The sequence below is a fragment of the Nonomuraea sp. NPDC000554 genome (genome assembly GCF_040300065.1).
Taxonomy (GTDB): Bacteria; Actinomycetota; Actinomycetes; order Streptosporangiales; family Streptosporangiaceae; genus Nonomuraea.
The window spans coordinates 45,209-60,748 of the sequence record NZ_JBEPDC010000024.1 but is presented as its reverse complement, the minus strand read 5'-3'; the positions used below and the strand labels follow the sequence as shown (position 1 = coordinate 60,748).

Below are 15,540 nucleotides of genomic sequence, written 5' to 3'. Positions count from 1 at the left end.
GAGGCGTCAGCCGCCCACCGCGCTGCGGCTGGCCTCCCAGAGCCGTTCGGCCAGCGCGGCGTCCGACATCCCGGACGAGGCCCGCTCCTCCCTCCCCTCGGCGAAGTAGCGCCCGGAACGCTCCAGGCCGTCCGGATGCGTGGCGAGGTGCACCAGCGTGCGGGCGCCGTGCTCGGGCGGCTTGGCGTACCCGGGCAGCGCCAGGAACAGCCGCATCAGCAGGGTCTCGCCCGCGAACCCGGTGCGGATCACCCCGGGGTGGAAGCAGGTGGCCGCAACCCCGCGCCCGGCCAGCGCGACCGTGAAGAGGGCGTTCGCCTGCTTGGTGTCGCCGTACTGGAGCCAGCCGTTCCACCGGCGCCGCTCGCGCGACAGGTCGCCCGGGTCGAGCTTTCCGGTCCTGCCCGCCCGGGACGTCGTGGTCACGACTCTGTCCACACAGTCCGTCAACAAATGGGTCAACAGGAATGGAGCGAGGTGGTTGACCTGAACCATCAGCTCGTGTCCGTCTCTGGTCGTCCGCCTGCTGGTGCTCATCACACCGGCGTTGTTCGCGAGCACGGCGATCCGCCCGTATCGCCCGCGAAGCTGGGACGCCAGCTTTCTCACCTCGTCAAGCGAGGTGTAATCGCAGGTCAGGACGTCGGGTTCGGGCCCGGTCAGCCCGTTGGCGACGGCCTTGAGCCGTGTCTCGTCCCTGCCCACCAGGACCACCTTGTGGCCCAGACGGGAAAGCCCGGCAGCGGCGGCAGCACCGATCCCGGCACTTGCCCCAGTAATCACGCTAATCATCACGTTCCTCCCACTGCGCCGGAACCTTAATCGGTGCTAGTCTCCTGTGCGATCTTCCGGAGGTGGATTTACACAAGCTGTGGAAATGCCCCTCGACTTCGAGGTTGGGACATGGGCTCGCAAAACCGGTCAATTCGGTTCAAGATCTTCTTATTGCTGCTGCTACCCCTCCTGTCTCTCAGCGTGCTCTGGGGCTTCGTGCTCAATCTCACCGTGGGCGACGGTCAGGCCCTCCTGAGAGCCAACACGCTGTACCAGACGATCGGCGTCTCCTCCACAGAGCTGGGGCTTCAGCTCCAGGCCGAGCGGTCGCGCACCGCCGTGGCCGTCACCAACCGTGAACTCACCGAAGATCTGAGCGCGCAGCGCGCCCGCACCGACAAGGCCATCACGACCTTCGAGAAGTCCGTCGAGGAGGCCGGCGGCGCCGTCTCCGGCGGGGTGCGCGGCCCCCTTGGCACCTTGACAGCCGAGCTGGGCCGGCTCGACTCCGTCCGCGCGTCCATCGACGGCGGCATCAACTCCCGCCTCGCCAGCCTGAACGCGTACAACCGCGTGCTCGACCTGCTCTTCCGGGTCTACGACCAGCTTGTCTCCGTGCCCGACCTGTCGATCTCCCAGCAGGCCGCGGCGATGCAGGCCATGGGCAACGCCCGCGAGATCATCGCCAGGGAGCACGCGCTGATCAGCGGTGCGCTCATCGACCACCGGCTGACCGAGCCCGAGGTCGGCGCCTTCACCGAGTACGTCGCCAGCCGCAAGTTCCTGTACACACGCGGCATGGCCGAGCTCGACGTCACGCTGCGGCAGCCGTACGAGGGCATCTTCAAGAGCGAGCCGTTCCAGAGCCTCACCGCGATGGAGACGCAGATCGTCGAGACCGGCTCACCGCCGCCCGACACGGCGTGGAACGGCGCTCTCGCCAAGGTCTCCAGCCAGCTCGACAAGATCGGTTTCTCCTCCTCGGAGGCGCTGGCGGACCGCTCGATCGGAGCCGCCACGTCGATCCTGGTGCGGATCGGGGTGGCGGGCGGCCTCGGGTTGATCGCGGTGCTCGCCTCCATCATCATTTCGGTGCGCTTCGGCCGCCGCCTCGCCGGCGAGCTGGCCGGGCTGCGGGCCTCGGCGCTGGAACTGGCCGAGACCCGGCTGCCGGGCGTCGTCGAGCGGCTGCGCGCGGGCGAGGAGGTGAACGTCAAGAAGGAGGCGAGGCCGATGAAGGTCAGCGGTTCCGCCGAGATCGTCGACGTCGCCAGGGCCTTCGGCTCCGTCCAGCGCACGGCCGTCCAGGCGGCCGTCGGGCAGGCCGCCATGCGGCGCGGCGTCGGCCAGGTCTTCCTCAACCTCGCCAGGCGCAAGCAGGGCCTGCTGCACCGCCAGCTCGCCCTCCTCGACGGCATGCAGCGCCGCACCCACGACCCCGACAGGCTGGAGGAGCTCTTCCGCCTTGACCATCTGACCACCCGCATGCGGCGGCACGCCGAGAGCCTGATCATCCTGTCGGGCTCCGCGCCGGGCAGGGTGTGGCGCAAGCCGGTGCCCGTCATCGACATCGTCAGGGCCGCCGTCGCGGAGGTCGAGGACTACACCAGGGTCACCGTCGAGACCATGCCCGAGACCGCGTTCGACGGCACCGCCGCCGCCGACCTGACGCACCTCGTGGCCGAACTGGTCGAGAACGCCACCATCTACTCGCCGCCCGACACCGGCGTGCGGATCCGCGGCGACATCGTGAGCAACGGCTACGCCATCGAGGTGGATGACAGGGGTCTGGGCCTGTCCACGGACGAGTATGCGGCCTTCAACAAGCTGCTGTCCTCGCCGCCCGAGTTCGACCTGGCCGACAGCGACAGGCTCGGCCTGTTCGTGGTGGCCAGGCTGGCGGAGCGGCACGGCGTCGACGTGATGCTGCGCCGCTCCCCCTTCGGCGGGAGCACGGCCATCGTGCTCGTGCCACGCACGCTGATCGCCGAGCAGACGGCGCTGCCGTCCGGCGACCAGGCGCCCGCGCTGCCCAGCCGTACCAAGAAGAAGGCGCTCGCCGTGGTGAGCGACGGCACCCACGCCGGCCTTCCTCGACGCGTACGGCAGGCGAACCTGGCGCCCGCGCTCAGGGCGGACCCACCTGAGCAGGATGGGAAGACAGAACGCTCTCCCGACGAGGTACGCGACCTGTTCTCCGCGTTCCAGCGGGGAACCCAACGCGCCCGAGAACTAGGCAATGAGGAGGGGGAGGCATGAGTGTGCCGACGACCAACACTGGCGAGCTGAACTGGCTGCTCGACGACCTGACGAACAGGGTCGCCTCGGTACGGCAGGCCGTGATCCTGTCGACCGACGGCCTGGCGGTCGGACGCTCCAAAGGGCTGACCCGCGAGGACGCCGAGCACCTGTCGGCCGTCGCCGCCGGGTTCCAGAGCTTGGCCCGGGGCACCGGACGGCACTTCGGCGGCGGCGACGTCCGGCAGACCATCGTGGAGATGGAGACGGCGTTCCTGTTCGTGACGGCGGCCGGGCAGGGCACCTGCCTGGCCGTGATCGCCGACGCCAACGTGGACGTCGGCCACATCGCCTACGAGATGGCGATGCTGGTCAAGCGTGTCGGTCAGCACATCACGACCAACCCGCGGACGTCATGAGCGACGCCCCCCAGTGGCTGGACGAGGACGCGGGGCCGTTCGTCAGGCCCTACGCCCTCATCCGCGGTCGCACGAGGCCGTCTGGGGAGACCCTCGACCTCATCGCGACCGTCCGGACCGTGGGCGAACCGCCGTCGGACCTCGGTCCGGAACAACGGCACATCCTGCGGGCGGCGCGTGCCCCGATCTCGGTGGCCGACGTGGCCGTCGAACTCGACCTGCCCGTCGGCGTCGTCCGGGTGCTGCTGGGCGACCTGCGTGACAACGGCCTCATCTCGGTCACGTCCCCCTTCGCGAAGGGGCCCCGTACGAGTGAGCGCACTCTCAAGGAAGTGATCAATGGACTCCGTGCTCTCTGAGGACCCGGTCGCGCTGAAGATTCTCATCGCCGGGGGCTTCGGGGTGGGCAAGACCACCCTCGTCGGGGCGATCAGCGAGATCAAACCGCTGCGCACCGAGGAGGTGCTCTCCGACCGCGGCATCGGCGTCGACGACCTCGACGGCGTCGAGAGCAAGACCACCACGACCGTGGCGATGGACTTCGGCCGCATCACGATCCGCGACGGCCTGGTCGTGTACCTGTTCGGCACCCCCGGACAGGAGCGGTTCTGGTTCATGTGGGACGAGCTGTCGTACGGTGCGCTCGGCGCGGTCGTGATCGCCGACACCCGGCGGCTCACCGACTGCTTCCCCTCGATCGACTACTTCGAGCAGCGCGGCACGCCCTTCGTGGTGGCCGTCAACTGCTTCGACGGCGCCGACCGGCACGGCGTGGACGACGTCAGGATCGCCCTCGACCTGGACGACGACGTCCCCATCCTGCTGTGCGACGTGCGCCGGCGCTCCTCGGCCAAGGAAGTCATGATCACCCTGGTCGAGCACTCGCTGCGGACGCTGACCGCGGCCGGCTAGAGCGCCCTGAGCCCGTTGATCACCTCTCTGAGCAGGCTCTCCGTCGGAGACGCGCCCTTGCCCACGGGCATGCGCACCTGCACCAGGCCGTAGTCGAGAAGGTCGCCGAGGAGCACCCTGACCACCCCCACAGGCAGGTTCAGCTCCGCGGCGACCTCGGCCACCGCCCTGCTCCGGCCGGCCACGTAGGTCAGCAGCCGCCGGTGCTGGACGCTCAGCTCGGCCTTGCCGGGCACGGGCAGCCCCGTCGGGGCGACCGTCGCCAGCAGGTCGATCGAGGGCGACGACGATCTCGTCCGCCCGCGTGCCACCGCGTACGGCCGCACGACGGGCCCCGCCTCCTCGTCCACCCATTCCTGCTCGCGGCTCACTATCGGCTTCCCCCATCCTGGTCGCTGTCCTGCCGCCCGCGCTGCCAGCCCGACTGGAGCGAGGCGAGCAGCGCCCTGGTCTGCTCAGGCGAGCGTTCCTCCGCAGGCGGCTCGGTGGGGGGCACCTGCTTGAGCTGCTCCGGCAGGTTGGTCTGCCGGACGCGGCGAGGCAGACCCGAGTCCTGCGAGAGCGCGGCGGCTCCCCGCTTGGCTGTGCGGACGCGGCGCGGGAGCTCTCCCGGCCCCGTGTCGGTGCTGACCACCGACACCGACACCGACTCGAACTCCGGCAGGTCCATCGGCGGCGTCGGCAGCGGCTGGACGAGCGCCGAGGGCACCAGCACGATCGCGGTCGTCCCCCCGTACGGTGACGGTTTGAGCGTCACCGCCACCCCGTGCTTGGCCGCCAGCATGCCGACCACCGCGAAGCCCAGCCGCTCGGTCTGCGCCGGGTCGAACTCGCGCGGGTTCGCCAGCCGCTCGTTGATCGCCTGCCGCTCCCCGGGGCTGATGCCCAGCCCGCGGTCCTCGATCTCCACCGCGAAGCCCCTGCCGACCAGCTCGCCGCGCACCGACACCTCGTTGCCGGGCGAGGAGAACGACGTGGCGTTCTCGATCAGCTCCGCGAACAGGTGCATGAGGTCGGCCACGGCCTCGCCCGACACGCCCGACTCCGGCATCGGGTAGACGCGGACCCGGGTGTACTCCTCGACCTGGGCGGCGGCGCCGTTCAGCACGTCCTCGACCGGGATGACGCCGCGCCACCTGCGGCCGGCCGAGCCGCCCGACAGCAGCACCAGGCCCTCGGCGTGGCGGCGCATGCGGGTGGTCAGGTGGTCGAGCTTGAACAGCCGCTCCAGGGCCTCGGGCTCCTCGGTCTGGCGTTGCATGTCGTCCAGCATCTTGAGCTGGCGTTGCAGCAGCGACTGGCTGCGCCTGGCGAGGTTGCGCAGCGCCTCCGACACGCCCTCGCGCAGCTTCGCCTGCCCGACGGCGGCGTCCACGGCGGTGTGCTGGACGCTGTCGAACGCGGCGGCGAGGTCGGCGACCTCGCTCGTGGCCTGGTCGCCCACCTTGATGGGCAGCACCTCGGTGGCCATGTCCACCTTGTCGCCCTTGCGGAGCTTCGCCACCACGTCGGGCAGCCTGACCTCCGCCAGGTCGAGCGCGGAGAGGCGGAGCGAGGCCAGCTCACGGGTGATCCGCCGGCCCACCCGGATCGAGATGACGATGGAGAACACGACCGCGATGAGCCCCAGCGCGCCCGCCACACCGGCCCGGATGAGGATGGACATGCCCGCCGGCTGCAGCCGGGCGAGCAGCCTGTCGCCGGCGTGCCAGACGCCCTGCGTGTACTCCTTCAGCACCGGGTCGGCCAGGCCGCGCCACATCTGCATGTCGACCGGCTTGCCCATGAGGTACGAGTCCAGGGCCCGTTCCATGGTCGCGTACCGGGACGAGGTGGCGAGCTTGTCGAACGGGGCCCGCAGCTCGGCGTCCATGTTGGCCATGGCCTTCGGGAACAGGTACGTCCTGGTGCCGTCGATCCTGGCCAGCAGGTGCATGTCCGCCATGGTCGGCTTGCCGTTGGCGGCGACGATCAGCGCGTGCTCTCTGGTCAGCAGCTCACGCACCTGGTCGGCGGCGATCAGGCCCTGCGACTGCCTGGCCAGCTCGACGTCGGTGCTCGCGGTGAAGGTGGAGTAGAGCACGTGGATGGAGTCGGAGATGGCGTCGTACTCGCCCAGCAGCCGCGAGGGGGTCAGCTGGCCGGCGTCCACCTTTCGCCTGATGTCGGGCAGCCGGTCGATCGCGGCGAACGCCTCCTTGAGCCTGGTGCTCATCTCGAAGGTCAGTGCCGACTGGACGCTGCCCGACTGCGCCTCGTCGCGAAGCTTCTGGTTGATCTTGTCGGTCTTGCCGCGGGCGGCGGTCAGCTCCGCGGGATCGGTGGCGGTTCCGGCGAGCCGCTCGGCGGACGCCAGCCGCTCCTCCTGGAGCCGGGAGACCAGGCCGTCGGTGTTGTTGATGACGCCGGTCCAGAGCGTGTCCGCCTTGAGCAGGTTCAACGCGTCGCCGAAGGTGCTGCTGGCGGCGAAGCCCCAGAGCGCGATCAAAGAGATCAGTGGGACGACGAGCAGCGTCGAGATCTTGAATCTGATAGATCTGCCCGATGCCATGACACCCGCTCCCGGATAGAAGATCGCGGGAGAGAATAGCATCGAAACGGGTGTGATTAAGATCAACTAGCGATAAATCTGTGATATGTCGGGAAATTGACAGCTTTGGTCCAGGTGAGGCGCACCAGCCAGGCCGCCAGCACGGCCAGCACCGCGACCTCCGCGCCCAGCAGCAACCGCTCCACCAGACCGATCAGCACCCGCTCTCCGGGCAGCGCCACATAGGTGATCGCCAGCAGCCCGAACCCACAGGCCAGAGCCGTCCACTCCATCACCCGGGCCACCGGCTTCCAGGCCGCGTCCGCGGCGAGGCGCGGCACCAGCAGCGTGGCCGCCGCCGGGAGGCTGACGAACGCCGCCACGCTGACGTAACGGTGGATCTGCGCCGTCAGCGTCAGGTCCGCGCCGATGGGCGTGGTCGGGACCACCGCGGCGACGACCAGCGCCCCCGACCACACCATCAGCAACCTCTCCGGCAGCCCCCGAACAGGCGCCCCCGCCGCGCGCAGCCCCCCGAGCAGCGCCAGCGACCCCACGCCCAGAACCGCCATCGCGACCTCCGTGACGCCCCCGCGGTCGGACACGGCGTACTCGCTGATGGTCACGTTCATCGGGTCGAGGTAGGGGTCGGGGACGAACTGCCCGACCACGATCGCGACGACCGAGAAGACGATCGACACGCACGCGATCAGCGGGTAGAACCTCTTGACTGCGGCCATGCCCACACCCTCCCGCGCCGCCGCACCCCCTCACATCAGGCCTCACCCCTGACCCGACCCTGACCCACCCCCGACTCCCTCTCGCCCCCGATCACCAACCCCTGGACGCCCGAAGCCACCCCGCCAAGCCCCACTTCCCCGTCATCTCAGGGGAGCCCTGCCGCCCTCCAGGAGGAGGGGGCCGGCGCGGCTGGCCCGGTTGCGCGAATCCGGCGCCCCTGAGAACGGCGTGGCCGCACGGAGCCCTGACGCACCAGCGACGGTGGTACGGCACGCCAAACCCGCCGGTGATGCGGCATGACGGGCGCTGCACCCCGATGGGCGCTCCCTCGGCGGGGCCTCCCCCTGGCGCTACGGCGGCGGCGTCACGCCTCGCTGGGGTGGGTGGCCTGGGCGTAGCGGTGGCGGATTTCCGGGGCCGGGGGCGCCTCGTAGGTCTCCGGGTCCTCCAACGTCCACGCCGGCGGCTCCTCGGCTCCGGTGAGGAGCCAGGCGGCCTGGCGGGCGGCGCCGTCCGCGACGTACTCGCCCGTCGGCGGGACCGTCACCGGACGCCCGAACACGGTGGGCGCGATACGGCGGACGGCGACGGAACGGGCCCCGCCGCCGATGAGCAGCACCCGCTCCGGCGGAAGGCCCAGCGCGTCGAGCGCGTCGGCCAGCCCGCACAGCATGCCCTCGACCGCGGCCCGCGCCAGGTGGGCCGGGGTGGCGGTGGCCAGGCGCAGGCCGTGCAGGGAGCCGGTGGCGTCGGGCAGGTTGGGCGTGCGCTCCCCTTCGAGGTACGGGACGAGCGTCAGCCCGTCGGCCCCCGGCGGCGCCTGGAGGGCCAGTTCCCCGAGCCGGTCGAGGTCGGTGCCGGTGAGAGCCGCGGCGGCGTCGAGCACCCTGGCCGCGTTGAGCGTGCACACCAGCGGCAGGAACCGGCCGGTGGCGTCGGCGAACCCGGCGACGGCGCCGCTCGGGTCGGCGCTCGGCCGCTCGGCCACCGCGAACACGGTGCCGGACGTCCCGATCGACACCGCCACGTCGCCGGGCCGCGCGCCCACGCCCAGCGCGGCGGCCATGTTGTCGCCGGTGCCCGGCGCGATCCGGACGCCCGCCGGAGCGGCCACCTCGTCGACCGGACCCAGCACCCTGGGCAGCAGCGGGACCGCGCCGAAGGCGGCCTCCAGGAGGTCGGTGCGGTAGGCGCTGGTGAAGGGCGACCAGTAGCCGGTGCCGGAGGCGTCGCCCCGGTCGGTGGTGAGGCGGTCGAGGGCGGGCGGCGGGGCGTCACGCCAGGCGGCCGGGTCGAAGGGCCCCAGGGCGAGGGCTCCGGCGAGCCGCCAGGTGAGCCAGTCGTGCGGCAGGCAGACGGCGGCCGTGCGGCGGGCCGACTCGGGTTCGTGCTCAGCCAGCCAGCGCAGCTTGGACACCGTGAACGACGCGACGGGGACGGACCCCACCGCGTCGGCCCACGACTGCGGCCCGCCCAGTGCGGCCACGAGGTCGGCGGCGGCCTGGGCCGAGCGCGTGTCGTTCCACAGCAACGCGTCGCGCACGACGTTTCCGGACTCGTCGAGGCACACCATCCCGTGCTGCTGGCCCGCCACGCTGATCGCGGCGACGCCGTCGAGCCCTCCGGCCTGCGTCAGGGCCTCGATCAGCGCCTGCCACCAGTGCGACGGATGGACCTCTGTGCCGCCGGGATGCGCCGCCCGCCCCTGGCGTACCAGCTTCCCGGTGACGGCGTCGCGGATGACGACCTTGCAGCTCTGCGTGGACGAGTCGACACCGGCGACCAGGGCCCCTAACCCGGGCATGTCATCGCGCATAGCCCCGATGCTCCCCCGAGCCGTCGGACCTTCACAAGCCCGAGGGATCGCGCCCCACGCTGATCTCCTCGGCGATCTTGCGGATCTCGGACACCTCGAGGCCGGGCGCCTTGGGCAGCTGGCGCAGCAACGCGTCCATGACCACGGGCACGGGCTGGCCCGCCATCCGGCCGGCGATCCCGTGAACCGTCATGAACAGGGCCTCTTCAGTGTCGCGCATCCGTGTCTCCTCGTTCGATTACCGGGAGAACGCTACGACGTGTCGCCGACAGTTTTCGCGCTAACGCTCCAGCGTGTTCCGCACGGCCGTGCAGATCTCGTCCAGAGAGCGCACCTGCTCGGGTGTGAGCACGTCGAACAGGCTCCGCCGCACCTCCTCCACGTGCCCGGGAGCGGCGGCGGCGAGCGCGGCGAAGCCGTCCTCGGTCAGGACGGCGATGTTGCCGCGCCGGTCGTCGGAGCAGCGCGCCCGGCGCACCCAGCCGCGCTCCTCCAGGCGGGCGACCGCGTGCGAGAGCCTGCTCTGCGAGCTCTGCGCCCTGGAGGCCAGCTCGCTCATCCGCATCGAGCGCTCCGGCGCCTCCGAGAGCGCGACGAGGATCATGTAGTACGTGTGCGGCATGCCCGCGTCGCGCTGCAGCTGGCGGTCGAGCGCCTCGTTCACGAGCTGCGTGGCCGACAGGAAGGCCCGCCAGGCGCGCTGCTCGTCGTCGTCCAGCCATCGGGTCATGGCTTCATTTTAGTTGAACTCTCATATACTTTGGAGTAGAGCGAACAGAGAGGAGCTCGCCATGCCGGTCCAGCGGCTCAACCACGCGGTCCTGTACGTACGCGACGTCGAACGCAGCGTCGCCTTCTACCGCGAGGCCCTCGGCTTCGAGGTCGTCATGGGCATGCCGGGGGCGGCCTTCCTCCAGGCCGAGGGCTCCAGCAACGACCACGACCTCGGCCTGTTCGAGATCGGCGCCCAGGCGGGCCCGTCGCCCGCAGGGCGTTCCACCGTCGGCCTCTACCACCTGGCATGGGAGGTCGACACGCTCGACGAGCTGGAGCGCGTCGCGTCCAAGCTGCGCGAGCTGGGCGCGCTCGTCGGCGCGTCGGACCACAGCACCACCAAGGCCCTGTACGCGCAGGACCCCGACGGCCTGGAGTTCGAGGTGTCCTGGCTGCTGCCGGCCTCGCTGATCACCGAGGAGGTGCTCGCTGCGCGCAGCACCGTCCGCCCCCTCGACCTCGCGGCCGACAAGGAGCGGTACGGCGGCCAGACACGCGGCGGCGTGGGCGTCTCGATCCCGGCCTAGCGCGCGCCGTCCTCGGCGAGATGGCGGGCGAAGAAGGCCTCGGCCAGCTCGAACGGCGGCACCGCCGAGTGGCGGCCGGGGTTGGCGTGCAGGGTCTTCTCCCCGGACGCGAGAGCGTCGAACAGCGCCAGCCCCGACTCCCGCGGCACCAGCTCGTCGTCCCACTGGAGGACGAACTGCACCGGGACGGTGACCTTGGCCGCCGTTTCGGCGAGAGCGCCGTCACCCGAGAGGAGCCCGGCGAGCCCGAGGACAGCCGCGGCGATCCTCGGTTCCGCCGCGACCAGGGGCAGCCCGATCGCGCTGCCCATCGACAGGCCCCAGTAGCCGACCGGGCCTTCGCCCACGAAGTCCAGGGTCTGGAGCGCGTCCAGGGTGGCCCGCCACTCCGGGACGGCCTGCACCGCGCGCCGGGCCATCTCGCGGGCCACCAGCGCGCCGACGCTGCCGCCTTCCGTGATCCGCTGCCTGATCTCGGTGGCGAACCGCGCGGCCTGCGCGGACGTCGGCCTGTCGCCCTGGCTCGGCGCGTCGATGGCCGCCGCGGCGAACCCGAGTGACGTCACGTACTTCCGGGCGCGGGCCACCAGACCGGGGGCCTTCTTGTGCTGGGAGCCACCATGGCCCATCAACACCAGGGGACGGCTCCCGGCAGCGCCGGCGGGAGACCAGAGCACGCCGGGAACAAGCTCTCCGGCGACAGTCAATTCGAACGATCGTTCAGAAACACCATGGGACGTCGTTTCCGAGATGAAGCGCATCCGCCTCGCCTTTCGCGATGCTGACGGGTGCTCCCTCGATCACCTACGCCGGGCAGACCGCACTGCCACGCGAGGAGAGCACCCAGGCTGATACAGCGGTAATGGGTCTCACCTCCTCGGTCGGTCTGTTTACAGCGACGGGCCAAGGGTAGCAGGAGGCGTGCGTTCCGGTTGGGGCCTGCCGGGCTCCCGTGAGGGGCTATATGCGGGTTACCGTGGGATTATCCGACTCCCGCGCTTGGAGAACGGTCATGCCGAGCGATCCTGACCACGTGCTCGACGCCATCGACGGCGTCGTCGACGAATGGGAGACGTTGAGCGCCGACGCGATGCGCTGGGCGCCTCCGGAGAAGAAGGGCGACGACCTCCTCACCGAGGTGGGCGAGATCTTCGGCCCCCTTGCGAACGCGCTCACCCAGGCGTTCCGCCCGCTGGGCGACGCCGTGACGCGCGTCCTCGCCCGCCTGGTGGACGGCGACGACGATCCTTAGGTCGTACGCCGGCGCCACGACCGGCAGCGTAGCTCAGGCCGCCGCCAGGCGCATGGGACGCAGCGCGCCGGTCAGCTTGGACAGCTCGGCGAGGAGCGCGTCGGCGGCCCCGACCGTGACCTCGTTGGGCTGGAACGTGCCGTCGTCGCCGACGAACTGGGTGTAGAAGGGGACGTTCACCGCCTCGACGACCGGGATCATCTTCAGCGAGCTGGTCACCTGGCGCAGGCTGTTGACCGCGCGGGTGCCGCCGGAGATGCCGCCGTAGCTCACGAACCCGGCGGCCTTGTGCTGCCACTCGTGGTGCAGGTAGTCGAGGGCGTTCTTGAGCACGGCGGTGAAGCTGTGGTTGTACTCGGGCGTCACGAAGACGAAGGCGTCGCCGCGCTCGATGGTGGCGCTCCACTCCTTGGTGTGCGCGTTCACGTACTGCTTGAGCCTCGGGTGGTTGGGCTCGTCCAGGAACGGCAGCCCGACCTCGGCGAGGTCGACCAGCTCCACCTCGAAGTCGCCCTGGCCGACGGCGTGCTCGCGGAACCACTCGCCGATGGCCCGGCCCGCGCGGCCTGGACGGGTGCTGGCGACGATGACCTGGAGGACGGGCTTGTCCATGGTTGCTCCTCAGGGTGACGGAAAGGTCTTGCTCGCTCAACATTATTGAGTAGCTACATATTTCTTAGCAACCCGGGGGCGTGGTCGGCTAGAATTTGCCGGGTGAGCGTCCATTCCGTCTGCGTCCGCTTCCACACCGCCCTCGAACTGATCGGCGCGCGGTGGTCGGGAGCCGTGCTGCACATGATCTTCAAGGGCGCGCATCGCTACGCCGAGATCAAGGCGGCCATCCCCGGCGTCAACGACACGATGCTGGCGCGGCGGCTGCGCGAGCTGGAGAACGCCGGGCTCATCGAGCGGCGCGTGCTGGACAGCTCGCCGGTGCGGGTCGAGTACCACCTGACCGAGATGGGGCGCGAACTGCACCCGACCTTCGAGGAGCTCGTCGCCTGGTCGCACAAGTGGATCCCACTCCCTGCGGAGAAGGCCTCCTGACCTTCCGTCCGCGGAGAACGCGGGCCGGTCGGTTCGTTCAGGGGCGGCTCGCGAACCGGTCCGTGGCGGCCAGCAGGGCGTCCGCCATGCCCGGCTCCCGGGCGGAGTGCCCCGCCCCCTCCACCACCACCAGCTCGCAGCCCGGCCACCTGGCGGCCAGTTCCCAGGCGGTCTCGAGCGGGCTGCTGACGTCGATCCGGCCGTGCACCAGCACGCCCGGGACGTCCCCCAGCCCCTCCACGCCGCGCAGCAGCTCGCCGTCCTCCAGCCAGGCGGCGTGGCGCCAGTAGTGGGTGACGAGGCGGGCGAACATCAGCCGGAAGCGGGGGTCGTCGTAGCGGGGGTCGGAACGGCGGCCGGCGTGCACCGCGACGTGCGCGTCCTCCCATGTGCACCAGTCGCGGGCGGCCTGCTCACGGACGTCCGGGCCGGGGCCTTCCAGGAGCCTGCTGTAGGCCGCGACGAGGCTGCCGTCACGGTCGGCCTCCGGGACGCCGTCGCGGAACCGCGCCCACTCTTCCGGAAATATCCGGCCCACGCCGCGGGTGATCCAGTCAACCTCGCGCCTGGTCGTCGTCGCGATCCCGCTCATGATCACTTCTGAGACGCGCTCCGGGTGCCGGACGGCGTAGGCCAGGCCCAGCGTCGTCCCCCAGGAGCCGCCGAAGAGCTGCCAGCGTTCGACGCCGAGGTGCTCGCGGAGCAGCTCCATGTCCGCGACCAGGTGGTGGGTGGTGTTGACGCCGAGGTCCGTGGCCGGGTCCGCGGCGTGCGGGGTGCTCCGGCCGCATCCGCGCTGGTCGAACTGGACGATCCGGTAGGCGTCCCGATCGAAGAACCTCCGCGCACCGGGCGAGGCGCCCGAGCCCGGCCCGCCGTGCACCACGACGGCCGGTTTGCCGCGCGGGTTGCCGCTCACCTCCCAGTACACGCGGTTGCCGTCACCCACGTCCAGAACGCCCTGGTCGTACGGCTCGCCCACTGGGTACATGCGCATCTCCCGTCAATCTAACAGCACTGTTATATTTCACCCTATGCCTGGATATGCGGGACTGGGAACCTTGCTGCGGCACGTCCACGAGCTCATGGACGGCGCCATCACCGGGATCTACGCCGACTGGGGGCTGCCCGAGTACCGGCCCCGGTTCTCCCCCGTGGTGCGGGCGCTGCTGACCGAGGGGCCGCTGGCCATCCGCGACCTGGCGTCCGCGGTCGGCGTGACGCACTCCGCGGCCAGCCAGACCGTCGAACAGATGCGGCGCGCCGGGTTCGTCACCCTGTCGAAGGGCGCGGACGCCCGCCGGCGCATCGTCCACCTGACCGACAAGGCCCGCACGGCCCTGCCCGCCATCGAGGCGGAGTGGGAGGCGGCCGAGCGGGCCGTCCAGGCGCTCGACGCCGAGCTGCCGATGTCGCTGGAAGAGGTGCTCCGGGCCGCCGTCGAGGCGCTGGAGCGTCAGGGGTTCCGCGACCGCGTCGAGGCCGCCATACCGGACGAACGTCGCCCTAGGTAAACCGCGCTCATCTGCCGCCGGGAGTCGCCCGATATCTGCCGAACGGTAGATGTGCGGGGGCTCGCGGGCGCCCGATCCTGTTGGAGCGCGTCAACCGGCGCGTCTCGGATCGATTCCGACGACCATCCCAGTGGCAGAAGGGACGCGGAAGTGACCTACTCGTCGAGGCGGTCGAAGTGATGGCGGTGTCGCGCCCCGCGACCGGCATGCCCGTGACGGCGATGATCGGCGCGGCCGTCTGGCTGGCGGGGAACGCGCAGTTCTTGCTCGCCCAGGTGATCGTGGGTTCCGCCTGGCCCTCGGGCTACAGCTGGGCGGCGAACAACATCAGCGACCTCGGCAATGTCCATTGCCAGATGTGGGATGACAGCCGTCCCCGATACGTCTGCTCACCCCTGCACGCTCTCATGAACACGTCCTTCGTCGTCCAGGGGCTGCTCCTCCTGGCCGGTCTGCTGTTGACGGGCGGCGCCTGCTGGGGCAAGGGGTGGCTTCAGGGAATCGCCAGAACCCTGCTCGCGATCGACGCCGGCGGCTACGTCCTGGTGGGATTGGTCCCGGCGGACCTCGACGAGAACCTGCACCTGCTGGGCGCGCTGCTCATCATGGGCGCCGGCAACATCGGGCTTCTCCTCGCCGCGTTCGTGCCGAGGCCCGGTCTGTTCCGCGACCTCCGGACGGCGACACTGGCGATCGGTCTGGTCGCCGTGGCCGGTGCCGCGCTGTTCTTCACCCAGCACGATCCCGGCATCGGGCTGGGCGGCACGGAACGAGTGGCGGTCTTCACGCTCGAGGCGTGGACGCTGGTCATGGCCGTCGCCGTCCTGCGCGCGCGCCGCCGCCCACGTCCCGGGACGGGCGCGCCCCTGACGTCCGCACCGGCTACGCGGCCCAGATAAGCGGGGCATCGCCGCATCTACGCTGGGACATCGGCGGGCGAGCACATCGCCCGGCACATGGGGGGGCTTGGTTCGATGCCACGGCGGGATGAGCGAT

Annotated in this window: 19 protein-coding genes; 9 read left to right on the top strand and 10 right to left on the bottom strand. The window is 70.8% G+C overall.

Annotation, left to right across the window (positions count from 1 at the left end; translation table 11 throughout):
* Window positions 1-6 precede the first annotated feature (6 nt).
* A complete protein-coding gene (locus ABT294_RS36215) occupies window positions 7-792 on the bottom strand; it encodes an SDR family NAD(P)-dependent oxidoreductase (RefSeq protein ID WP_350810842.1) in 786 nt (261 codons plus the stop codon).
* Window positions 793-945: 153 nt separating this feature from the next.
* Between ABT294_RS36215 and ABT294_RS36210 the strand changes: the two genes are divergently transcribed.
* Genes ABT294_RS36210 through ABT294_RS36195 form a run of 4 tightly spaced genes read left to right on the top strand, consistent with a single transcriptional unit; the run spans window position 946 to window position 4,343 of the window.
* Window positions 946-3,033: a sensor histidine kinase gene (locus ABT294_RS36210; RefSeq protein ID WP_350810841.1), complete on the top strand. Its 2,088-nt coding sequence runs from the start codon at window positions 946-948 to the stop codon at window positions 3,031-3,033.
* Complete coding sequence (locus ABT294_RS36205) at window positions 3,030-3,431, top strand: roadblock/LC7 domain-containing protein (RefSeq protein ID WP_350810840.1); 402 nt, start codon at window positions 3,030-3,032, stop codon at window positions 3,429-3,431. The genes ABT294_RS36210 and ABT294_RS36205 overlap by 4 nt, the downstream gene beginning before the upstream one ends.
* Entirely contained in the window at window positions 3,428-3,790 is a 363-nt protein-coding gene (locus ABT294_RS36200; RefSeq protein ID WP_350810839.1) for a DUF742 domain-containing protein, read from the top strand. The genes ABT294_RS36205 and ABT294_RS36200 overlap by 4 nt, the downstream gene beginning before the upstream one ends.
* Window positions 3,771-4,343 (top strand): GTP-binding protein, encoded by a 573-nt coding sequence (locus ABT294_RS36195; RefSeq protein ID WP_350810838.1) that lies wholly within the window; start codon window positions 3,771-3,773, stop codon window positions 4,341-4,343. The genes ABT294_RS36200 and ABT294_RS36195 overlap by 20 nt, the downstream gene beginning before the upstream one ends.
* Here ABT294_RS36195 and ABT294_RS36190 read toward each other — a convergent pair.
* From ABT294_RS36190 to ABT294_RS36165, 6 genes are all read right to left on the bottom strand, one after another.
* The gene (locus tag ABT294_RS36190) at window positions 4,340-4,714 is read right to left on the bottom strand and encodes a DUF742 domain-containing protein (protein WP_350810837.1); all 375 of its coding nucleotides are present in this window, start codon (window positions 4,712-4,714) and stop codon (window positions 4,340-4,342) included. The two genes, ABT294_RS36195 and ABT294_RS36190, sit on opposite strands and share 4 nt — an antisense overlap.
* The gene (locus ABT294_RS36185; RefSeq protein ID WP_350810836.1) at window positions 4,714-6,894 is read right to left on the bottom strand and encodes a sensor histidine kinase; all 2,181 of its coding nucleotides are present in this window, start codon (window positions 6,892-6,894) and stop codon (window positions 4,714-4,716) included. The genes ABT294_RS36190 and ABT294_RS36185 overlap by 1 nt, the downstream gene beginning before the upstream one ends.
* Window positions 6,895-6,956: 62 nt before the next feature.
* Window positions 6,957-7,613, bottom strand: a complete 657-nt coding sequence (locus ABT294_RS36180; RefSeq protein WP_350810835.1) for a DUF998 domain-containing protein — start codon at window positions 7,611-7,613, stop codon at window positions 6,957-6,959.
* A 365-nt stretch (window positions 7,614-7,978) separates the two neighbouring features.
* Window positions 7,979-9,430, bottom strand: a complete 1,452-nt coding sequence (locus ABT294_RS36175) for a xylulokinase (protein ID WP_502912194.1) — start codon at window positions 9,428-9,430, stop codon at window positions 7,979-7,981.
* Between the two features lie 31 nt (window positions 9,431-9,461).
* Window positions 9,462-9,650, bottom strand: a complete 189-nt coding sequence (locus tag ABT294_RS36170) for a hypothetical protein (RefSeq protein WP_350810834.1) — start codon at window positions 9,648-9,650, stop codon at window positions 9,462-9,464.
* Between the two features lie 60 nt (window positions 9,651-9,710).
* Entirely contained in the window at window positions 9,711-10,160 is a 450-nt protein-coding gene (locus ABT294_RS36165; RefSeq protein ID WP_350810833.1) for a MarR family winged helix-turn-helix transcriptional regulator, read from the bottom strand.
* 61 nt (window positions 10,161-10,221) lie between these two features.
* On the opposite strand from ABT294_RS36165, the gene ABT294_RS36160 reads away from it, so the two are divergent.
* Window positions 10,222-10,731, top strand: a complete 510-nt coding sequence (locus ABT294_RS36160; protein WP_350810832.1) for a VOC family protein — start codon at window positions 10,222-10,224, stop codon at window positions 10,729-10,731.
* Here ABT294_RS36160 and ABT294_RS36155 read toward each other — a convergent pair.
* Window positions 10,728-11,360, bottom strand: coding sequence for a dienelactone hydrolase family protein (locus ABT294_RS36155; protein ID WP_350810974.1), 633 nt, complete (start codon window positions 11,358-11,360; stop codon window positions 10,728-10,730). The two genes, ABT294_RS36160 and ABT294_RS36155, sit on opposite strands and share 4 nt — an antisense overlap.
* 383 nt (window positions 11,361-11,743) lie before the next feature.
* Here ABT294_RS36155 and ABT294_RS36150 point away from each other — a divergent pair, with 383 nt between their 5' ends.
* On the top strand, window positions 11,744-11,983 hold the full coding sequence (locus ABT294_RS36150; RefSeq protein WP_350810831.1) for a hypothetical protein: 240 nt from the start codon (window positions 11,744-11,746) through the stop codon (window positions 11,981-11,983).
* A 33-nt stretch (window positions 11,984-12,016) separates the two neighbouring features.
* On the opposite strand, the gene ABT294_RS36145 is transcribed toward ABT294_RS36150, so the two are convergent.
* Window positions 12,017-12,595: an NADPH-dependent FMN reductase gene (locus ABT294_RS36145; protein WP_350810830.1), complete on the bottom strand. Its 579-nt coding sequence runs from the start codon at window positions 12,593-12,595 to the stop codon at window positions 12,017-12,019.
* 102 nt (window positions 12,596-12,697) lie between these two features.
* On the opposite strand from ABT294_RS36145, the gene ABT294_RS36140 reads away from it, so the two are divergent.
* A complete protein-coding gene (locus ABT294_RS36140; RefSeq protein WP_350810829.1) occupies window positions 12,698-13,030 on the top strand; it encodes a winged helix-turn-helix transcriptional regulator in 333 nt (110 codons plus the stop codon).
* A gap of 37 nt (window positions 13,031-13,067) precedes the next feature.
* Here ABT294_RS36140 and pip read toward each other — a convergent pair whose 3' ends face one another.
* Window positions 13,068-14,027, bottom strand: coding sequence for a prolyl aminopeptidase (gene pip, locus ABT294_RS36135; RefSeq protein ID WP_350810828.1), 960 nt, complete (start codon window positions 14,025-14,027; stop codon window positions 13,068-13,070).
* A gap of 37 nt (window positions 14,028-14,064) precedes the next feature.
* On the opposite strand from pip, the gene ABT294_RS36130 reads away from it, so the two are divergent.
* Window positions 14,065-14,544, top strand: coding sequence for a MarR family winged helix-turn-helix transcriptional regulator (locus tag ABT294_RS36130; protein WP_350810827.1), 480 nt, complete (start codon window positions 14,065-14,067; stop codon window positions 14,542-14,544).
* Window positions 14,545-14,729: 185 nt separating this feature from the next.
* Window positions 14,730-15,443: a DUF998 domain-containing protein gene (locus ABT294_RS36125; RefSeq protein WP_350810826.1), complete on the top strand. Its 714-nt coding sequence runs from the start codon at window positions 14,730-14,732 to the stop codon at window positions 15,441-15,443.
* The last annotated feature ends 97 nt before the right edge of the window (window positions 15,444-15,540 follow it).